The sequence below is a fragment of the Paenibacillus glucanolyticus NBRC 15330 genome, from assembly GCF_004000885.1.
Lineage (GTDB): Bacteria > Bacillota > Bacilli > Paenibacillales > Paenibacillaceae > Paenibacillus_AQ > Paenibacillus_AQ glucanolyticus.
Genome location: NZ_BIMC01000018.1, coordinates 58,570 through 74,551, shown reverse-complemented (window position 1 = coordinate 74,551; position 15,982 = coordinate 58,570). Strand labels below are relative to the sequence as shown.

Below are 15,982 nucleotides of genomic sequence, written 5' to 3'. Positions count from 1 at the left end.
AGATCAGAAGGGATACGTTGTGGAGCATCCGCTATGGGATACCCCGGGAAAAAGCGTCCGAACCGCTGCGTCTGGATGCTTGGTAGGTACATCCCCTGTAAGACTGCAGCAGAGTACATTCTTAGAATAGGAAAGCGCTTCAACTTAGGGGGATCCTTCGTTATCCGGAGTCAGAGTTTTCTAATAACCCGCATATATTTAATGTTACCTGTGCTGTATAAGCGCAAGCATTCCCTCTTGTATCATCTTTAGTCTTAATCATTGACCACCATGATCCACTCCATCACTTGGGTTTCAATCTGCAATTTTCATGTTATAGGATTCGTATCTCATAAGCCCCTGAAAAGGAGAATCTGCCATGAAGAAAAAAGATGTGGTTGCCATGCTGCTCGCAGGAGGTCAAGGCAAACGGCTGAAGGGTCTGACAAAGACACTGGCGAAGCCGGCTGTTTATTTTGGGGGTACATACCGGATTATTGATTTTCCCCTCAGCAACTGCTCCCATTCTGGAATTGACACCGTCGGTGTGCTCACGCAGTATGAGCCGCTGGTGCTGCATTCCTACATTGGTGTAGGCAGCGACTGGGATATGGACCGGCTGAATGGGGGCGTATTCGTGCTGCCGCCCCATGAACGCGAAGACGGGACTACCTGGTACCGCGGGACGGCAGATGCAATCTTCCGTAACCTCAAGTTTATTGATCAGTATGATCCCGAGCACGTCCTTATTTTATCAGGAGACCACATCTACAAGATGGATTACGACCGCATGCTGGCTTACCACAAGGAGAAGGATGCGGATTGCACCATCTCGGTCATTGAAGTCAGTCTGGACGAAGCGAAGCGATTCGGCATGGTGAATACGGATGAGAATTACCGGATTTATGAATTCGAGGAGAAGCCGGCACAGCCCAAGAGCACTACAGCTTCCATGGGCGTATATCTGTTCCGCTGGAAGCTGCTGCGATCCTACTTACTGCAGAATGCGGAGCTTCCGGGAACGAGCCATGATTTTGGCAAAGACATTCTGCCGAATATGCTGGATGACGGGAAAACGCTGTACGCCTATCCATTCGACGGGTATTGGAAGGATGTCGGCACGATCCAAAGCCTATGGGAGGCCAATATGGATCTGCTCAGCGAGAAGCCCAAGCTGGACTTAAACGATCCGTTATGGCGGATTTACACCCGGAATCCGAATCAGCCGGCAGAGTATATTTCGCCAACCGCGGTCGTGCGGAACAGCATGATTAATGAAGGCTGCACCGTATGCGGCGAGGTGGAGCACTCGGTCCTCTTTTATGGCGTTGAGATAGGGGAAGGCAGTGTCATCACCGATTCGGTTATCATGCCCAAGGTGCGTATTGGCAGCCATGTTCGCATACACCGGGCCATCGTGACCGAGGATATGGTCATTGAAGACCATACAACCATCGGTCCGCCTCCGGAAGATCCATCCCAGATCGTGCTTGTAAGCGGTAATGATGAAGACGTGCTGAAGCTGCTTCAATCGTCTTCGTCCCACATTAATCAAGGTTAGGACGGGATCGCAGATGAGAGAACTCATGGGGATTATTAATTTGGAGCATGAACGGGATGTGCTGAATGAATTGACGTATTACCGCTGCGGTGCGGCTGTGCCTTTTGCGAGCAGGTATCGCTTGATTGATTTTGTGATGTCGAACATGATGCATGCCGGCATCCAGGATATCGCGCTCTTCGTTCGCCGGAAATACCGATCCTTGATGGATCATCTCGGTGAAGGTCGTCCGTGGGATATGCATCGTAAGCGGGGCGGCTTATTCATCCTTCCACCGGATTGGAATGATGAGACGGATGTGTCCGCCGGCGAGCTGCGACATATTTATAACAATCTGGATTTCTTTGAGCGGGGGGCTGCAAAATATATCGTGCATTCCGGCAGTCAGCATATCAGTACGGTCGATTTGAACGAGGTGTATGAATACCATCTGGAGCAGGGCGCTGATGTAACACTGGTATACACAAGAGTGGATAAGCCGAGAGATGAGCATCGTTCCTGCACACACCTGGATGTCAACGAGGATGGCATCGTAACGGACATTCATTACGAACACAAGCACGATGGGGTCTACATGGAATTGTTTGTGATGGAGAAATCGTTGTTTCTTGAGATGGCGGATCATTGCATAGCCCATGGCGGCAGCAATTTCTTTCGGGATGCGATCATGCGTAACCGTCATAAGCTGAATATTGCAGGGTACGAATATCGCGGATATCATGCGGTGATCAACTCGCTTGAAAGCTATTACCGCACCAGCATGAATCTTCTCAACCCCACGGCATACAACAGCTTGTTTCGCAAGCAGTCTGTTCACACCAAAATCAAGTACGAGGTTCCGGCAAAATATTTGAACTCCGCCGATGTAAGCAATGCGCTGGTAGCCAACGGTTGTCAGATCGATGGGGAAGTCAAGAACAGCATTCTGTTTCGAGGGGTACAGGTAAAAAGAGGTGCAAGCATTCACAACTCGATTATTATGCAAAAATGCGTCATTGGTGAAAACGTAAGGCTTGAGAACGTCATACTCGATAAAGACGTGATCATCTCGCGGGATCATAAACTTCAGGGCGATTTTCGCAAGCCCTTTGTAATTGCCAAGGACATCTCCATCTGATATCAAAAATAAAACGAGTCCGTCAGGAGGAACTTTCTTTTGTTTAACAACAAGGAAACATTCAAGCAGGTCTTTACGGAGCAATTGGTGAGTCGTTTGGGGAAGGGGCTTGAGGAAGCAGCGCCTGAGGATGTTTATAAAATACTCGGGGGCATGATCCGGGAGTATGTCGGACGGCAATGGGCGGCAGCCAATCGGACCTACCGGGATACAGCGCAGAAACAAGTATATTACTTCTCGCTGGAATTTTTGATCGGGCGGCTGATGGGAAACAATCTGCTGAATCTCGGCGTGCTGGACATGGTCCGGAGCGGTCTGCTGGAGCTGGGCTGGAATTTGGAAGAGATTGAGGAGCAGGAGCCGGATGCAGGTCTCGGCAACGGGGGGCTTGGGCGTCTTGCAGCATGCTTTCTGGATTCGCTGGCATCACTGAGTTATGCAGGCCATGGATGCGGGATTCGTTATAAGTATGGATTGTTTGAACAGAAGATTATTGATGGTTATCAGGTTGAGCTGCCTGACAATTGGCTCCAGCGGGGTAACGTCTGGGAAGAGCGGCGGGCAGACAAAGCGGTGGAAGTACGCTTCTGGGGTCATGTGGAAATCGGTATGCAGGAAGAACGAACGGTGTTTCACACGGTGGACTACGAACGTGTTCTGGCCGTGCCTTATGATGTGCCAGTGATCGGTTATGGCGAGGGGCAGGTGAATACATTGCGCCTGTGGAGCGCCGAGTCGGCAACGGATTTGTCCAGAATCCGTACGGCCAATCAACATAACAGCTATTATAAATTTTTAGAATATAACAGGTCGGTTGAATCCATATCTGAATTTTTGTATCCGGATGATTCGGCTTACGAAGGCAAGCTTCTGCGGCTGAAGCAGCAGTACTTTCTCTGTTCGGCAGGGGTTCAGAGCATTCTCAGAACGTTTGACAAGCTGGGGCTGATGTATCGTGAGCTGCCGGAATATGTCGCAATTCATATTAATGATACACACCCTACACTGGTCATACCCGAGCTGATGCGGATTCTTGTTGACGACAAGGGTTTGGGTTGGGATGAGGCTTGGGACATTACGAGCCGGACCGTGTCCTATACCAATCATACCCTGCTGAGCGAAGCATTGGAAAAATGGCCGGCTGGTATGGTCAGAGAGCTGCTGCCTCGCGTTTACATGATCATTGAAGAGATCAACAAACGTTTCTGCAGCATGCTGCTGGATCGTTATCCAGGCGACCAAGAGCGTATTTCACAGCTCGCGATTGTGGAGAGCGATCAGATACGAATGGCCAATCTGGCCATCGTGGGAAGCTATCATGTGAACGGCGTAGCAGCTCTGCATACAGAACTGCTTAAGACGCAGGTGATGAAACCGCAATATGAGCTGTATCCGGAGCGGTTCAGCAACAAGACCAACGGGATTACCCACCGCCGCTGGCTCATGCACAGCAATCCGGGATTGAGCCAGCTCATCAGCGAAGGCATCGGTACCTCGTGGATCACGGATCCCGTTCAACTGATACAGCTTCAGTCATTAAAGACGGATTCTGCCTTTCAGCAAGGAATTCAGCGAATCAAACGGAGCAATAAAGAACGGCTTGCGGACTATATTGCCCATAAACAAGGGATACAGATTAATCCTGATTCGATATTTGATGTCCATGTTAAGCGGCTCCATGGCTACAAGCGGCAGCTGCTGAACATTTTGCGTGTCATCCATGCTTATAACGAGATTAAGGATCAGCCGGGGGCAGATCGTGTACCGCGTACCGTCATTTTTGGGGCGAAGGCAGCGCCGGGTTACTATTTAGCCAAAAGCATCATCAAGTTAATTAATGTCGTAGCGGATGTCGTTAATCACGATTCGGAGGTAAATGACAAACTTCAAGTGCTGTTTCTCGAGAATTATTCGGTCTCGCTTGCCGAGAAGATTATTCCCGCTGCCGATGTGAGCGAGCAGATATCAACCGCCGGCAAGGAGGCATCCGGCACGGGTAATATGAAATTTATGATGAATGGCGCATTGACCATCGGTACGCTGGATGGAGCGAATGTGGAGATGTTTGAGCTGCTGGGCAGAGATAATATGTTCCTGTTTGGTCTGGAACTTGCGGATGTGCTGGAATATTACCGGACCGGGGCGTATGTAGCCAGAGAGAGGTATGCGCAGGATTCGAGAATCGCCCGTGTTCTGGATCAATTAATATCCTCAGGCCCGTTCTGCTGTCACGAGCTGGAATTCGGTCAGATCCTGCAGTCCCTGCTGGATCACAATGATGAATTTTTTGTATTGGAGGACTTTGCCAGCTATGTTGCCACCCAGGCGGATATCGATGACGTCTATCTGAATGCCAGGGCCTGGACTGAGAAGTCAATTATCAATATTGCCCATTCGGGTCATTTCTCCAGCGACAATACCATTCACCGCTATGCATCCGACATCTGGGACATTGCTTCCGTAAAGGTCAGTATGAACAGGTAGTCTACTATTTTTCTGACAAAAAAAAGAACCCCGTCATAGAGATTGGCGGGGTAACCATAAGTGCTCTATTGGATTGTTCTTCATCATAGGATATGATTGAGGCTTGCAAAAATGACTAGATAGATTTACCGTTTTATGCAATTGGACAGCCCGATTTTTCATAGCCGAAGATGAGCCTCTTTATTATAGAAGGAACTCATCTCCAAGCCTGGAGAAGCTTAGATTTCGGTAAGCGCGCTATCGTCTATGATTCTTTGAAATTACCGGGATCCTTCGATTAGGTCAAGGTGGAGGAGTCCAATTGATAGGCGGATAAAAAAGGAGATTCGCGATAGCTGCGAATCTCCTTTTTGAAGTGGTTTATTCTTTGGGGAGTTCATCGGTCGTGCCGTACAACTCGATCTCCCGGTCCGCTTGCTTGCGATGGGCGATCCGGCTGCTGGCGGCTGCGGCAACCGCACCGACGATATCGTCCAGGAAGGTATGGACCCTGCCGCTTGATTTATCATTCAATTGCTCCAGAATGCCGGGCTTGAGTTTGTCGATATACCCGTAATTGGTGAAGCCGATGCTACCGTACACGTTAACGATGGAAAATGCCAGAACCTCATCCACGCCATATAGCCCTTCATCATTGGCCAGCATTTCCTGAAGCGGAGAGATGAGGTTGCCCTCCTCCGCCAAAATATCCAGTTGGATTCCGGTCAATACCGCATTTTGCACCTCGCGTTTGCTGAGCACGGCATCCACATTTTCGATGCATTCTTCCATCGTCAAATTCGGATAGTATTTCTTTTGAAGGATCATTACCAGCTCTGCGATTTCCTCCAATTTGATTCCACGCTCATGCAGCAGGCTCCGTGTTGCTTCTGCTACCTTTTTGCTGTTCAGACTGTAAGGGATATTTGTATCGTTTTCTGCCATGATGGAACTCACCTCATTTTTGTGGGTTGATGAAGATGCTTACGACGATTGTACTTTTTCCGGCACCCCTTTGTCCAGAAAGGGCAAAACTGAGAGTTATTTTTTTGGAAAGGGCTCGTATACATAGGAGTACAACCTGTACAAAAAAATGTTAGGGAGGAACAATACATGAAAAGTAACAAACGCAATCTTCGCAGGCTTTCCGCCGCCGGGCTGCTTGCTGTTCCGATCGTATTGTCCGGCTGTGGTGTGTTTTCCGGTAAACAATCCGAAGCGATTGACCCACCGCCTGCACAAGTGGAGAAGCAGATGCTGAACACGGCCGGATCTACAGCGGCGCAGGGCGACATTGGCACACAAACCACGGTTTATTTATCCGATACGAGAGGAATGCTGGCACCAGTAACCTTGGGGATTCCGAAGGTCGAGGGTGCCAATGAGGTGGCCGAATCCCTTGAAGTGCTTGTGAATGGAGGGCGCTACGCGGGCTTTGTTCCACAGGGCTTCCAGGCCGTGCTGCCTGCCGGTACCCAAATCAATAATGTGACGGTAGATCAGGAGAACAAACTAGCTGTTGTTGAATTCAATAAATCGTTTACGGAATATAAAGCGGCAGATGAACGAAGAATTTTGGAGGCGTTGACGTGGACGCTGACAGGACATGAAGGCATTGAGCAGATGCAGGTATGGGTGGATGGAGTCAAGCTGACGGAGATGCCGGTGAATCACACGCCGCTGGATCGTCCGCTGTCTCGTGCGATGGGCATTAATTTGCAGAAGGCAGATGATGCGTTATACTCCGCTTCCTCACCGGTTACCGTTTATTTCTCCTCATTAACGCCAGACGGGATCCAGTACTATGTACCGGTAACAAGACTTGTTCCGACCGGACAAGATGCGGTCCAGGCCGCCTTGAATGAGCTGATTCGTGGACCGCAGTATGGTGATGGACTCGTTGAAGTCATTCCGGATGACACAACCGTTGCATCCATTGAAACAGGGGAGGACGGCGCCGTAACCGTATCGCTCCAGGACAGCATGTTTGAACAGGGAGAGCAGGTTCCGACCGAGCTGCTGCAGGCTGTCGTGCTTACGGTTTCCGAAAATTCGGAAAATGCGAAGGTGAAAATCCGGATGAACGATCTGGCTGAGGTGGTTGGAACGGACAGCCGCAACTACAGTGAGCCAGTAAGCCGTCCGGAATTTATTAACGAAATTTCGATCTGACGATTTTATCGCTTTGTTTGACAAGATGCACCCCAAAAAGGTGCTTTTGTGCCTGCACTTTGGTAGAATAGGGAATGCTAATCAGGATTGCGATAAGAAGTAGGAGGCAGAAAACATGAGATCTAACGGACGTAAGAGCGATGAGCTTCGACCGATGAATTTATCGACCCATGTGAATAAATATGCGGAAGGCTCCGTGTACATCGAAATGGGAGACACCAAGGTGCTGATTACGGCAACCGTGGATGAGAAAGTTCCCCCGTTTCTGAAAGGACAAGGAAAGGGCTGGGTGACGGCTGAATATTCAATGCTGCCGCGCGCAACACAATCTCGGAATCAGCGGGAAGCCAATCGCGGTAAACTCACTGGCCGGACGATGGAAATTCAGCGGCTGATCGGCAGAGCGCTCAGGTCTGTTGTGAATCTGCATGCTCTTGGCGAGCGGACAATTACGCTGGACTGCGATGTGATCCAGGCGGATGGCGGAACGCGGACCACCTCCATAACAGGAGCATTTGTAGCCCTGGCCATAGCGGTAAATAAAATTGCAGAACAACATAAACTCGCAGTATTTCCGATCACGGATTACTTGGCATCGATTAGTGTGGGTATCGCTGGAGGACAGGCGCTGCTGGACCTGAACTATGAAGAGGATTCCAAAGCGAAGGTGGATATGAATCTGGTTATGACCGGAGGGGGTAAATTCGTTGAGGTTCAAGGAACCGGCGAAGAAAGCCCATTCTCGCGCGAGGAGCTGGATCAGATTCTGGAGCTTGGGGAAAAAGGAATCCGCGAGCTGATCGAGCGTCAACAGGAAGCACTCGGACCCATTGCAGCCAAAATCGGTTCCGTGAATGCGGGAACTGGAGTCTAAGATATGACGCTGACACTTGGGGATACTCTCATTGTAGCTACCCGCAATCAGGGGAAAGTGAAGGAATTTGCACATGCTTTTGCTGCGCTTGGCGTGGAAGTCAAGAGTATGTACGATTACCCTGAATTGCCTGATGTCGTTGAAGATGGAGTTACCTTCGCAGCCAATGCATTCAAGAAAGCCAAAGCGGTCGGTGATGCACTGGGATTGCCTGTGCTTGCAGATGATTCCGGATTATGCGTGGATGCGCTGGACGGCGCTCCGGGTGTATATTCCGCAAGGTATGCAGGTGAGCATGGCGCGGATGAGGATAATAACGAGAAGCTGATCGGCGAGCTGGAGCAATTAAGACTGGGTGAGGACACCGAGCAGCCCTTGTTAAGCCCGGCCCGATTCGTCTGCGTGCTGGTGCTGTACGATCCGGTTTCAGGAGAAAAGCTGGAGGCGGAAGGGCATGTCGAAGGGTGGATCACTTCCGATCCATCCGGAAGCGGCGGTTTCGGGTACGACCCGCTGTTCTACTTGCCAAGCCATGAGAAAACGATGGCAGAGCTTTCCCTGGAGGAGAAGCAGTTAATCAGTCACCGCGGAGAAGCCCTTCGCAAGCTGGTTGCGTATCTGCAGGGTTGAGCTGAATCGAGATGATTGCAAAAAAGAAACCATACCGGCGTGAGCGGGTATGGTTTCTTTGTTTTTTCAGTAGAATAAGGTTTAACGTATGGATACGTTATATTCTTTAAGCCAGAAATGAACCTGGGCCAAGTAGGCAAACAGCTGCGGGCCGGACATCAATTGACCGAACCAAGGGAGATTGGAGGACGCGTCCGGCGAAGAGGCCAGCTCCCGTATCCGCGCAGTATCAATGAGCGGAAGCAGCGGAGATGTGCCATCATCCAGTATGGACAGTACCTGCGCTTTGACGGCGGTCAGGTAGTTCGGATTGTGGGTTTTGGGATATGGACTTTTTTTGCGGTACAGGACATCATCCGGGAGCACGCCCTCCAGCGCCTTGCGCAGAATGCCTTTTTCACGGTCGCCTGCTGTTTTGATGCTCCATGGGATGTTCCACACATAATCGATCAGACGATGATCGGTATAAGGCACACGGACCTCCAGTCCGACGCCCATACTCATCCGGTCCTTGCGATCCAGCAGGGTTGGCATAAAGCGGGTGATGTTGAGGTAGGACATAACCCGCATTTTGGCTTGCTGGCCAGTCTCGCCGTCCAGCTTAGGGACTTCAGCTACCGCATCCGAATAGCGGTCTCCCAGGTATTCCAGGGGTCTGATCCAGTCCCGGATTTCGGCAGACAGAAGTCCGGCTCTCATGTCCGGAGCGACCGACCATGGGAATGTGCCGGAGTTCAGCATGTCTTCCCGGTGAAACCAAGGATATCCGCCAAATATTTCATCGGCAGCTTCGCCCGATATGGCAACGGTGGCGCCTTTTTTGATCTCTCGGCAGAAGAGGAGCAGCGATGCATCAACGTCGGCCATGCCGGGCAGGTCGCGCTTTTGCGTGGAGGTATCCAGCGCCTCAACCAATTCGGGAGTATCGAATTCAATCCAGTGATGGTTCGTCCCAAGCTCATCGTGCATCCGTTGAATCCATGGCGCATCTGCGCCAGGCTGGAAGGAATGGGACTGAAAGTGCTTGTTGTTGTCCACATAATCGACAGAGTAGGTATGCACTTGTCCTTGGCCCGTCCGCTTATAGTAATCGACGGCAAGGGAAGAAAGCGCACTGGAATCAAGCCCCCCGGATAAAAGGGAGCAGACCGGCACGTCAGATACCAGCTGACGCTCTACCGTATCCCGGAGGAGATCGCGCAAGTAGCTTGCCGTTTGGTCTACATCATCCTCATGCGGTTTGCTTTCCAGCTTCCAATAGGTGTATTTGCGCAACCCTTCCCGGTTAAATATCATCGCCATGCCAGGGCGGAGTTCGGAGATGTCTTTATAGACGCCATGCCCCGGGGTCCGTGCAGGACCGATAATGAACACTTCGGCAAGTCCTTCAGCACCGACCACGGGCTCCACCTTCGGATGCTGCAGCAGTGCTTTGGGTTCAGAGCCGAAAACCAAGGTTCCGTCGATGTAGCTGTAGAACAAGGGTTTTACTCCCACCCGGTCCCGTGCCAGAAACACTTGTTCCTGCGCACTATCCCAAATGGCAAAGGCAAATATTCCATTGAGGCGTTCCAAACACTCGGGGCCCCATTCGATATAGGAGACTAACAACACTTCCGTATCACACTTGGTATTGAAACGATGTCCGCGTCGTATCAATTCGTCTTTAAGCTCAGCAGCATTATATAATTCCCCGTTGTATACAATGGCGTAGACTTCCTCTTCCTGATGAATGATCATCGGCTGAGCTCCATTTTCGGGGTCGATCACGCTGAGTCTTCGGTGTCCAAATGCGCACGGGTTGGAAATCCAGGTGCCGGATCCGTCAGGTCCGCGGTGAGCCAAACTTTCTGTCATTTTTACCAGCAGCTGCGAATCCTGCGTCAAATCGCCGCTCCATTGTATAAAACCGGTTATTCCGCACATGACGGTTCATCCTCTCTTTGTCTTTGTCATACGCTGTCCCAACTTTTTAATCCTACGTCGCCAAAGTGATACAGATATATGCCGAAGGAAGGCATAAAATGTCTGTCCTTTTACGAAAACTAAGAAAGAGGACGAATTTCAAAGCAAAGGAGAGAAGCGTCCATGGATAAGTCAACCTATTACGTCTCCGTGCAAAGCCGTTCTGTGTTGACTCAGCAGGGGGCAAGCCCTTATGAATGGGAGATCGAAGCTACGCCGGAAGAGGCTGATCAAGTCCGGATTGAGCTGGATATGATGCAGGAGAAGGAAGAAGAAGCCCTTGGATACATGTTTCCTTGGCCGGATACGCCGCAACAAAGCTCCAATGCCCTGTTTCAATCTTCCCTGGATAATGTGTACCGGACGATATATCAGTTGGGTACGCCGGCAACGCGTCAGCAGATGGAGGAGCTGCGATTGCTCTCCGATATCACGTGAAAATAAAAAAAGGATTGTGCAGAAGCCTGCACATCCCATGAAGGAGAATGCATGATGTACGCAATTAGAGACGCAAAAATTCGACGGATTACCGAAGTTAACGGTGCGCCATGCGCCGAGGTGGAGGTATATCCTGAAGCGGAGGGAGAAAGCGCATTGCTGGCTTACCTGACACCATCGTCTCCGCTGGGAGGCTACGAACTGGTGAGAATCGTCCGGAGCAACGCCAGCATGGAGCTCGACTGGTTTGATAACAGCATGCATGATGCTTTTGTGGATGCTACGGACGAAGCGTTCGAGAATAGTGTTCATTCCACGGCCGAGGAGGATAGGGATACCTTTAAACAGCAGCTCCTCTCGACCGGTCAATTGTACGAGCAGTTGAATCAGCGGCTCAGCGAAGGACCTCAGTATTTTTAGGGGTTAGGAAAAAGATTGGCAAAGTTCTTTGGAAGCCTAGACAAGAAGGGCCATGCAGCATGATAGCTGCATGGCCCTTCAATCATCTGATGTGTTTAGTAAGCCGTTTCCCGCAATACTTGAATGCCCATGATGATGTTATATACAAATGCTCCGAAGTAGATGATCCCGAACAGGATGAGATACCCGATAATGGAGCCGAAGGACCCCGAGGTTACGGCCATATAGATCATGGGTATCGCTGCGATAACCGGGAATACGTGCGAGAATAATGCACGGCGGGCGTGCTTGGCAACGTAGGCGTCCGGAGACAGAATCCACACGATGAGGGGGAGAAGAAACGGCGCAAAAAAGATGCTGAAATACGATAAAGAGGACAGAAGCTGTCTCATGGTATCACACTCCTAAAGTCATTCTGATGATATACATATTACCCAGTAAGCGCGTTCCTGATTCTGTAATGAGGGTATTCAAAAAAAAGTTCTTTAAAAAATGCCGAATATGCGATATAATATACTTCGTTACTGTTTTAAAGCATTTCATACATATATGTCCCAGTAGCTCAGCTGGATAGAGCAACGGCCTTCTAAGCCGTCGGTCAGGGGTTCGAATCCCTTCTGGGACGTAAAAGAGGCACCGCCATTTATGGCGGTGTTTTTGCGTCCAATCAAGGGCCGCCTTTCTTGCAAATGAAAGATATCCATGACACGATTAGTTTATGTTTTGAGAAGACCTGACTTCATAATCATTTCATCTTATAATAGAAGAAAAAATATTTTCGTATATATATTGAGGAGGCATCAAGCATGCAGCTTACTAAAATATCACAGAATACCGCCATCTTATTGGAGCACGCCAGAAAATCGGGACTCACCTCCTCCGAGTTGCTGGAGGCAGTACGCTCGGGAGAGAATGAGAGATTTCAGATTGCTCAGAATGGTCATTTTCATTACGGGGAACTGTTCGCCTATTCGGGAGAGCATGGGGAAGATTTGGAAAAAGCCGTTATCGAGGGCTACAAAATTACGTTTAATACCCGAAACGGTCTGAAAATATGGCTGGAGGAAACCTTTCACCTCAGCTCGGAATCCGACTTCCGTGTGGGTGAGGGAATCATTGAGGGGTTAAAGCTCAAGAAGGAGCAGTTGGCTCGCTTGAAGGAGGCACTGGCTGTCAACTGGACTCTTCAGGAAGAGCCAGCAACGGATGGAGTTCAGGTCAGACTGACCGTCAGAGGGCTGCAATAAAGGAAAAAAGCCGCCCATTCTTATTCTTGTTGAAAAAGAATGGGCGGCTTTTTTAAAGAAACTACAGCTGCATTCAGGAACATCCCACAGAGTTTCCTTTACATCCGGCTCGGCGTTGGCAATCCCAACACTTCCAAAGCTTCGCCAAGGGTATCCTTAAACAGCGAAGTGAGCCATATCCGGAAACGCTGTACGTCTGCCTCGGCTTTCAGAATCGGACATGCCGAATAAAAATTGTTGAACAAGGAGCACAGCTCATACGCGAAGTTACAGATGGCGCTTGGGGATAGCTCTCGTCCGGCAGCATAAAGGGTATCATGCCAGGTGCTGATATGCCTCAGCAGCGCATGCTCTGCTTTTTTCATGTCAGGGAAGTGAGCAGGCATAGAGGGCAAGACACCGGCATCCTGCGCTTTATTGAGAACACTAAGTGCACGCGCGTAGGAATAGAGCAGGTAGACTCCCGTATTTCCCGAAATTTCCGTGGCCTGTTTCAGATCGAACACAACCTCGGTTTGCAGTGCAAAGCGAAGCAGATAGTAACGGATGGAGGCTGCTGCTATCGCATGGCTGGACAATCCGTTTTTATCCGAACGGGTCTCTTCGATGACATTGGCTACTTGCTGGATAAGCTCGGTAATTTTGATCCCGATCCCTTGACGTCCGGACATGGCATAGGACGCCTTTCCGTCGGAAGTGTCGATTCCAAGATCCGCTGCTGCCGAAGGACTGAGTGAAACCACGCCGTAACTGACATGTCGAAGGTTCAGGGCTTCTTCGTTGAATCCCAAGCCTTCCAGTGCCTGTTTCACCATCAGCTGTGGGTACTGCTGCCTGTAATCAATGACATTGATAACCATATCGGCTTTGCCATATGCCTGCTGTTCACCCTGAGTGCTCGTGGTCCAAACATCTTCGGTGAATTTTGTATATACAAAATCATTGGAGAGCAGTCCGTATTTCCACAAATGATAAGCAATATCTTTGGCGGTGTAAGTCAAAATGCCATTAGAGCGTACCAGCACTTTGTCCATGCTGTGCTCGGAATCGGGATCGTTTGCCTTATCTCCCCCTAATTGTTTGAGCACCCAGCAGCCTGCCAGCTTACCCTCGGTTTCCTGATGGAACAGTGAGGTGTTCTTCAACAATTCGAAGGCGGAATCCCAAAATCCCTCTCTGACAATGCTGCTCTCCCATACCAGAAGGTCGTATCCAATGCCAAACTGCTTCATTTCTTCAAGATGCTCTTTAACGATTCTTTCAGCTACGAGCAATCCGATCCAGGAAAGATTCTGATGTCCCTCCTCCAATGCGTGGAGAACTTCCGTCCGATGTTGAACCAGTGCAGGTTCTCTTTCGTATGCTTTATTCGTGCTCGAATACACATCCCAGCAGTAATCACCGAATCTGGCATGTTCCTTGGACAGCGGGGTATGGAGCATTCCAACAACCGTATCCGCCAGCTGATTGCCAAGATCGTCGATATAATTATGCGCCTCCACCTCATAGCCAAGCTTTCTCATCAGCCGGACCAGCGTATCCCCGATACAGGAATTCCGTAAATGACCGATATGCGCAGATTTGTTTGGATTGATGGAGGTGTGCTCGATAACAATCTTTTCATGGGTCGCCGGTGGCAGTTCAAATGGGTGGTTGGCCCACGCTTCCCAGTCGATGTGCAGATTGATAAAACCTGGAGCCACGACCTCCGTGGAAGAGACCAGTTGTTTGAAGGGAACATCCTGCTCAAGCTCTGTTTTAATTAACTCGGCAATGTGCAGGGGAGCCTTACGAAGCAGCTTGGCAAGCTGCATTGCGATGTTGGTTGCATAATCCCCGTGCTCTATGCTGGAGGGCTGCTCGACCCGGATTGGGATGGATTCCGGCAGCTTGATGCCGAAAGAGTCACACACCTGGATTGCTGCTTGTTGAACACTGGTAATCATTAATTGACTTAACACGGTAAATCCCCCTTTGAAAAATAAGAATACCTCGGAAAAATAAAAAAAGCCCTCATCTCAATAAAGAGACGAGGACTTGTGCTCGCGGTACCACTCTTGTTGTTAAACCGGCAAGGGTTCAACCACCTTCATACAATAACGGTGTAAGCCGGGGCTCCCTACAATCCTTCAATTCGGAAGACCATCTCCTGGGTCCGTTTCACGGCCGACTTTGTACCGGTTTCCACCCTCCCGGCTCGCTTGGACTAAAGTCTGAAGCAGTTACTCTCCCAATCAACGAAAATCACATTTTCAAGTTTTTCATATTATAACCAATCTATTTAGAAAATCAACCATAAAATTGTTAAAGCTTCTCCGCAATGATACGCAAGCGCTTATAATCTGCGTAGTAGGCATCCTCATGCCAGAGCGTGTCGTAGCTTATTTGGCTGATGCGGGCAATTGCATGCTCCCTTTCTTCAGCTGTAAATCCGGTAAAGAAATGATCGCCAAAATGCAGGAGCCAATACCGAACCCCCTCCTTGCCCTCAGACAGCTTGGTAGGACGGTCATAATGATGTGCCATACGGACCTGGAACCCTTGGGCTTCCAGCAGAGTCGCATATTCTGCCACACTAGGAAAATACCACGGATTTCGTGTGTCCGCATCGATTCCATAATGGTCGGCGAATACAGTTCTTAGGGCTTCATAGATCGTTTCAATATTGCCTTTTCCTCCAAATTCGGCGACGAATCGGCCGCCGCTCCTTAGTGCGCCATGCACAGAGCGGACTGCACCTGCAGCATTCTTCATCCAGTGCAGCGCCGCATTGGAGAAGACAGCATCATAAGGTGCTTCGACCGTGAAGTTTTCGCCATTTCCAACGCGGAATGCAAGGCTTTTATACTTAGCTTGGGCCTGCCCAATCATCTCCACGGCTGAGTCCATACCGGTCACGTATGCACCGGCCGTTGATATTTCATAAGCCAAATCACCGGTCCCGCACCCAAGGTCGAGAATCCGCTCGCCGGCTCGAGGCGCCAGAAGCTCTGCCAAACCTTTTCCATAAGCTGAAACAAACGACAACTGCCGATCGTAATCCCGAGGCTTCCATATTTGCTCCGACATCGTAAGACTCCCCCTTTTTTATGAATAACCTCATTGTGACAGGTTTT

General features: G+C 49.9%; 14 protein-coding genes, 1 tRNA gene and 1 other annotated feature. Of the genes, 10 read left to right on the top strand and 5 right to left on the bottom strand.

Going from position 1 to position 15,982, the window contains the following annotated elements:
- Nucleotides 1-358: 358 nt before the first annotated feature.
- Genes PGL02S_RS21755 through PGL02S_RS21745 form a run of 3 tightly spaced genes read left to right on the top strand, consistent with a single transcriptional unit; the run spans nucleotide 359 to nucleotide 5,141 of the window.
- The gene (locus tag PGL02S_RS21755; RefSeq protein ID WP_006208757.1) at nucleotides 359-1,540 is read left to right on the top strand and encodes a glucose-1-phosphate adenylyltransferase; all 1,182 of its coding nucleotides are present in this window, start codon (nucleotides 359-361) and stop codon (nucleotides 1,538-1,540) included.
- Nucleotides 1,541-1,553: 13 nt separating this feature from the next.
- Nucleotides 1,554-2,657: a glucose-1-phosphate adenylyltransferase subunit GlgD gene (gene glgD, locus PGL02S_RS21750; protein ID WP_006208758.1), complete on the top strand. Its 1,104-nt coding sequence runs from the start codon at nucleotides 1,554-1,556 to the stop codon at nucleotides 2,655-2,657.
- Between the two features lie 39 nt (nucleotides 2,658-2,696).
- On the top strand, nucleotides 2,697-5,141 hold the full coding sequence (locus tag PGL02S_RS21745; RefSeq protein WP_036641357.1) for a glycogen/starch/alpha-glucan phosphorylase: 2,445 nt from the start codon (nucleotides 2,697-2,699) through the stop codon (nucleotides 5,139-5,141).
- 360 nt (nucleotides 5,142-5,501) lie between these two features.
- Here the strand turns inward: PGL02S_RS21745 and PGL02S_RS21740 are convergent, their stop codons facing one another.
- Entirely contained in the window at nucleotides 5,502-6,065 is a 564-nt protein-coding gene (locus tag PGL02S_RS21740) for a phosphatidylglycerophosphatase A family protein (protein ID WP_036641358.1), read from the bottom strand.
- A 168-nt stretch (nucleotides 6,066-6,233) separates the two neighbouring features.
- Between PGL02S_RS21740 and PGL02S_RS21735 the strand changes: the two genes are divergently transcribed.
- From PGL02S_RS21735 to PGL02S_RS21725, 3 genes are all read left to right on the top strand, one after another.
- A complete protein-coding gene (locus PGL02S_RS21735) occupies nucleotides 6,234-7,292 on the top strand; it encodes a GerMN domain-containing protein (RefSeq protein ID WP_006208762.1) in 1,059 nt (352 codons plus the stop codon).
- Between the two features lie 115 nt (nucleotides 7,293-7,407).
- Entirely contained in the window at nucleotides 7,408-8,166 is a 759-nt protein-coding gene (gene rph / locus PGL02S_RS21730) for a ribonuclease PH (protein WP_036641360.1), read from the top strand.
- A gap of 3 nt (nucleotides 8,167-8,169) precedes the next feature.
- Nucleotides 8,170-8,796 carry an XTP/dITP diphosphatase gene (locus PGL02S_RS21725; protein WP_036641363.1) on the top strand — a complete coding sequence of 209 codons (627 nt, stop codon included), beginning with the start codon at nucleotides 8,170-8,172 and terminating at the stop codon, nucleotides 8,794-8,796.
- A gap of 81 nt (nucleotides 8,797-8,877) precedes the next feature.
- On the opposite strand, the gene asnB is transcribed toward PGL02S_RS21725, so the two are convergent.
- On the bottom strand, nucleotides 8,878-10,722 hold the full coding sequence (gene asnB, locus PGL02S_RS21720) for an asparagine synthase (glutamine-hydrolyzing) (RefSeq protein ID WP_036641365.1): 1,845 nt from the start codon (nucleotides 10,720-10,722) through the stop codon (nucleotides 8,878-8,880).
- Nucleotides 10,723-10,884: 162 nt separating this feature from the next.
- Here asnB and PGL02S_RS21715 point away from each other — a divergent pair, with 162 nt between their 5' ends.
- Nucleotides 10,885-11,199: a hypothetical protein gene (locus PGL02S_RS21715; protein WP_036641367.1), complete on the top strand. Its 315-nt coding sequence runs from the start codon at nucleotides 10,885-10,887 to the stop codon at nucleotides 11,197-11,199.
- 54 nt (nucleotides 11,200-11,253) lie between these two features.
- On the top strand, nucleotides 11,254-11,619 hold the full coding sequence (locus tag PGL02S_RS21710) for a hypothetical protein (RefSeq protein ID WP_006208768.1): 366 nt from the start codon (nucleotides 11,254-11,256) through the stop codon (nucleotides 11,617-11,619).
- A gap of 95 nt (nucleotides 11,620-11,714) precedes the next feature.
- Here PGL02S_RS21710 and PGL02S_RS21705 read toward each other — a convergent pair whose 3' ends face one another.
- A complete protein-coding gene (locus tag PGL02S_RS21705) occupies nucleotides 11,715-12,011 on the bottom strand; it encodes a DUF4870 domain-containing protein (protein ID WP_036641371.1) in 297 nt (98 codons plus the stop codon).
- A gap of 159 nt (nucleotides 12,012-12,170) precedes the next feature.
- On the opposite strand from PGL02S_RS21705, the gene PGL02S_RS21700 reads away from it, so the two are divergent.
- A tRNA-Arg gene (locus PGL02S_RS21700) sits at nucleotides 12,171-12,244 on the top strand.
- 181 nt (nucleotides 12,245-12,425) lie between these two features.
- Nucleotides 12,426-12,866: a hypothetical protein gene (locus tag PGL02S_RS21695; RefSeq protein ID WP_036641373.1), complete on the top strand. Its 441-nt coding sequence runs from the start codon at nucleotides 12,426-12,428 to the stop codon at nucleotides 12,864-12,866.
- A gap of 98 nt (nucleotides 12,867-12,964) precedes the next feature.
- Here PGL02S_RS21695 and PGL02S_RS21690 read toward each other — a convergent pair whose 3' ends face one another.
- Nucleotides 12,965-14,827, bottom strand: a complete 1,863-nt coding sequence (locus PGL02S_RS21690) for an arginine--tRNA ligase (RefSeq protein ID WP_036641375.1) — start codon at nucleotides 14,825-14,827, stop codon at nucleotides 12,965-12,967.
- Between the two features lie 61 nt (nucleotides 14,828-14,888).
- Nucleotides 14,889-15,113 (bottom strand) — a binding site (T-box leader).
- Between the two features lie 57 nt (nucleotides 15,114-15,170).
- A complete protein-coding gene (locus PGL02S_RS21685; RefSeq protein ID WP_036641376.1) occupies nucleotides 15,171-15,935 on the bottom strand; it encodes a class I SAM-dependent methyltransferase in 765 nt (254 codons plus the stop codon).
- Nucleotides 15,936-15,982: the final 47 nt, after the last annotated feature.

Bases quoted from the DNA above. Each gene is read 5' to 3' on its own strand.
- PGL02S_RS21755 (WP_006208757.1), top strand. From the start codon at position 359: ATGAAGAAAAAAGATGTGGTTGCCATGCTGCTCGCAGGAGGTCAAGGC.
- glgD (WP_006208758.1), top strand. From the start codon at position 1,554: ATGAGAGAACTCATGGGGATTATTAATTTGGAGCATGAACGGGATGTG.
- PGL02S_RS21740 (WP_036641358.1), bottom strand. From the start codon at position 6,065: ATGGCAGAAAACGATACAAATATCCCTTACAGTCTGAACAGCAAAAAG.
- PGL02S_RS21735 (WP_006208762.1), top strand. From the start codon at position 6,234: ATGAAAAGTAACAAACGCAATCTTCGCAGGCTTTCCGCCGCCGGGCTG.
- rph (WP_036641360.1), top strand. From the start codon at position 7,408: ATGAGATCTAACGGACGTAAGAGCGATGAGCTTCGACCGATGAATTTA.
- PGL02S_RS21725 (WP_036641363.1), top strand. From the start codon at position 8,170: ATGACGCTGACACTTGGGGATACTCTCATTGTAGCTACCCGCAATCAG.
- asnB (WP_036641365.1), bottom strand. From the start codon at position 10,722: ATGTGCGGAATAACCGGTTTTATACAATGGAGCGGCGATTTGACGCAG.
- PGL02S_RS21715 (WP_036641367.1), top strand. From the start codon at position 10,885: ATGGATAAGTCAACCTATTACGTCTCCGTGCAAAGCCGTTCTGTGTTG.
- PGL02S_RS21710 (WP_006208768.1), top strand. From the start codon at position 11,254: ATGTACGCAATTAGAGACGCAAAAATTCGACGGATTACCGAAGTTAAC.
- PGL02S_RS21705 (WP_036641371.1), bottom strand. From the start codon at position 12,011: ATGAGACAGCTTCTGTCCTCTTTATCGTATTTCAGCATCTTTTTTGCG.
- PGL02S_RS21695 (WP_036641373.1), top strand. From the start codon at position 12,426: ATGCAGCTTACTAAAATATCACAGAATACCGCCATCTTATTGGAGCAC.
- PGL02S_RS21685 (WP_036641376.1), bottom strand. From the start codon at position 15,935: ATGTCGGAGCAAATATGGAAGCCTCGGGATTACGATCGGCAGTTGTCG.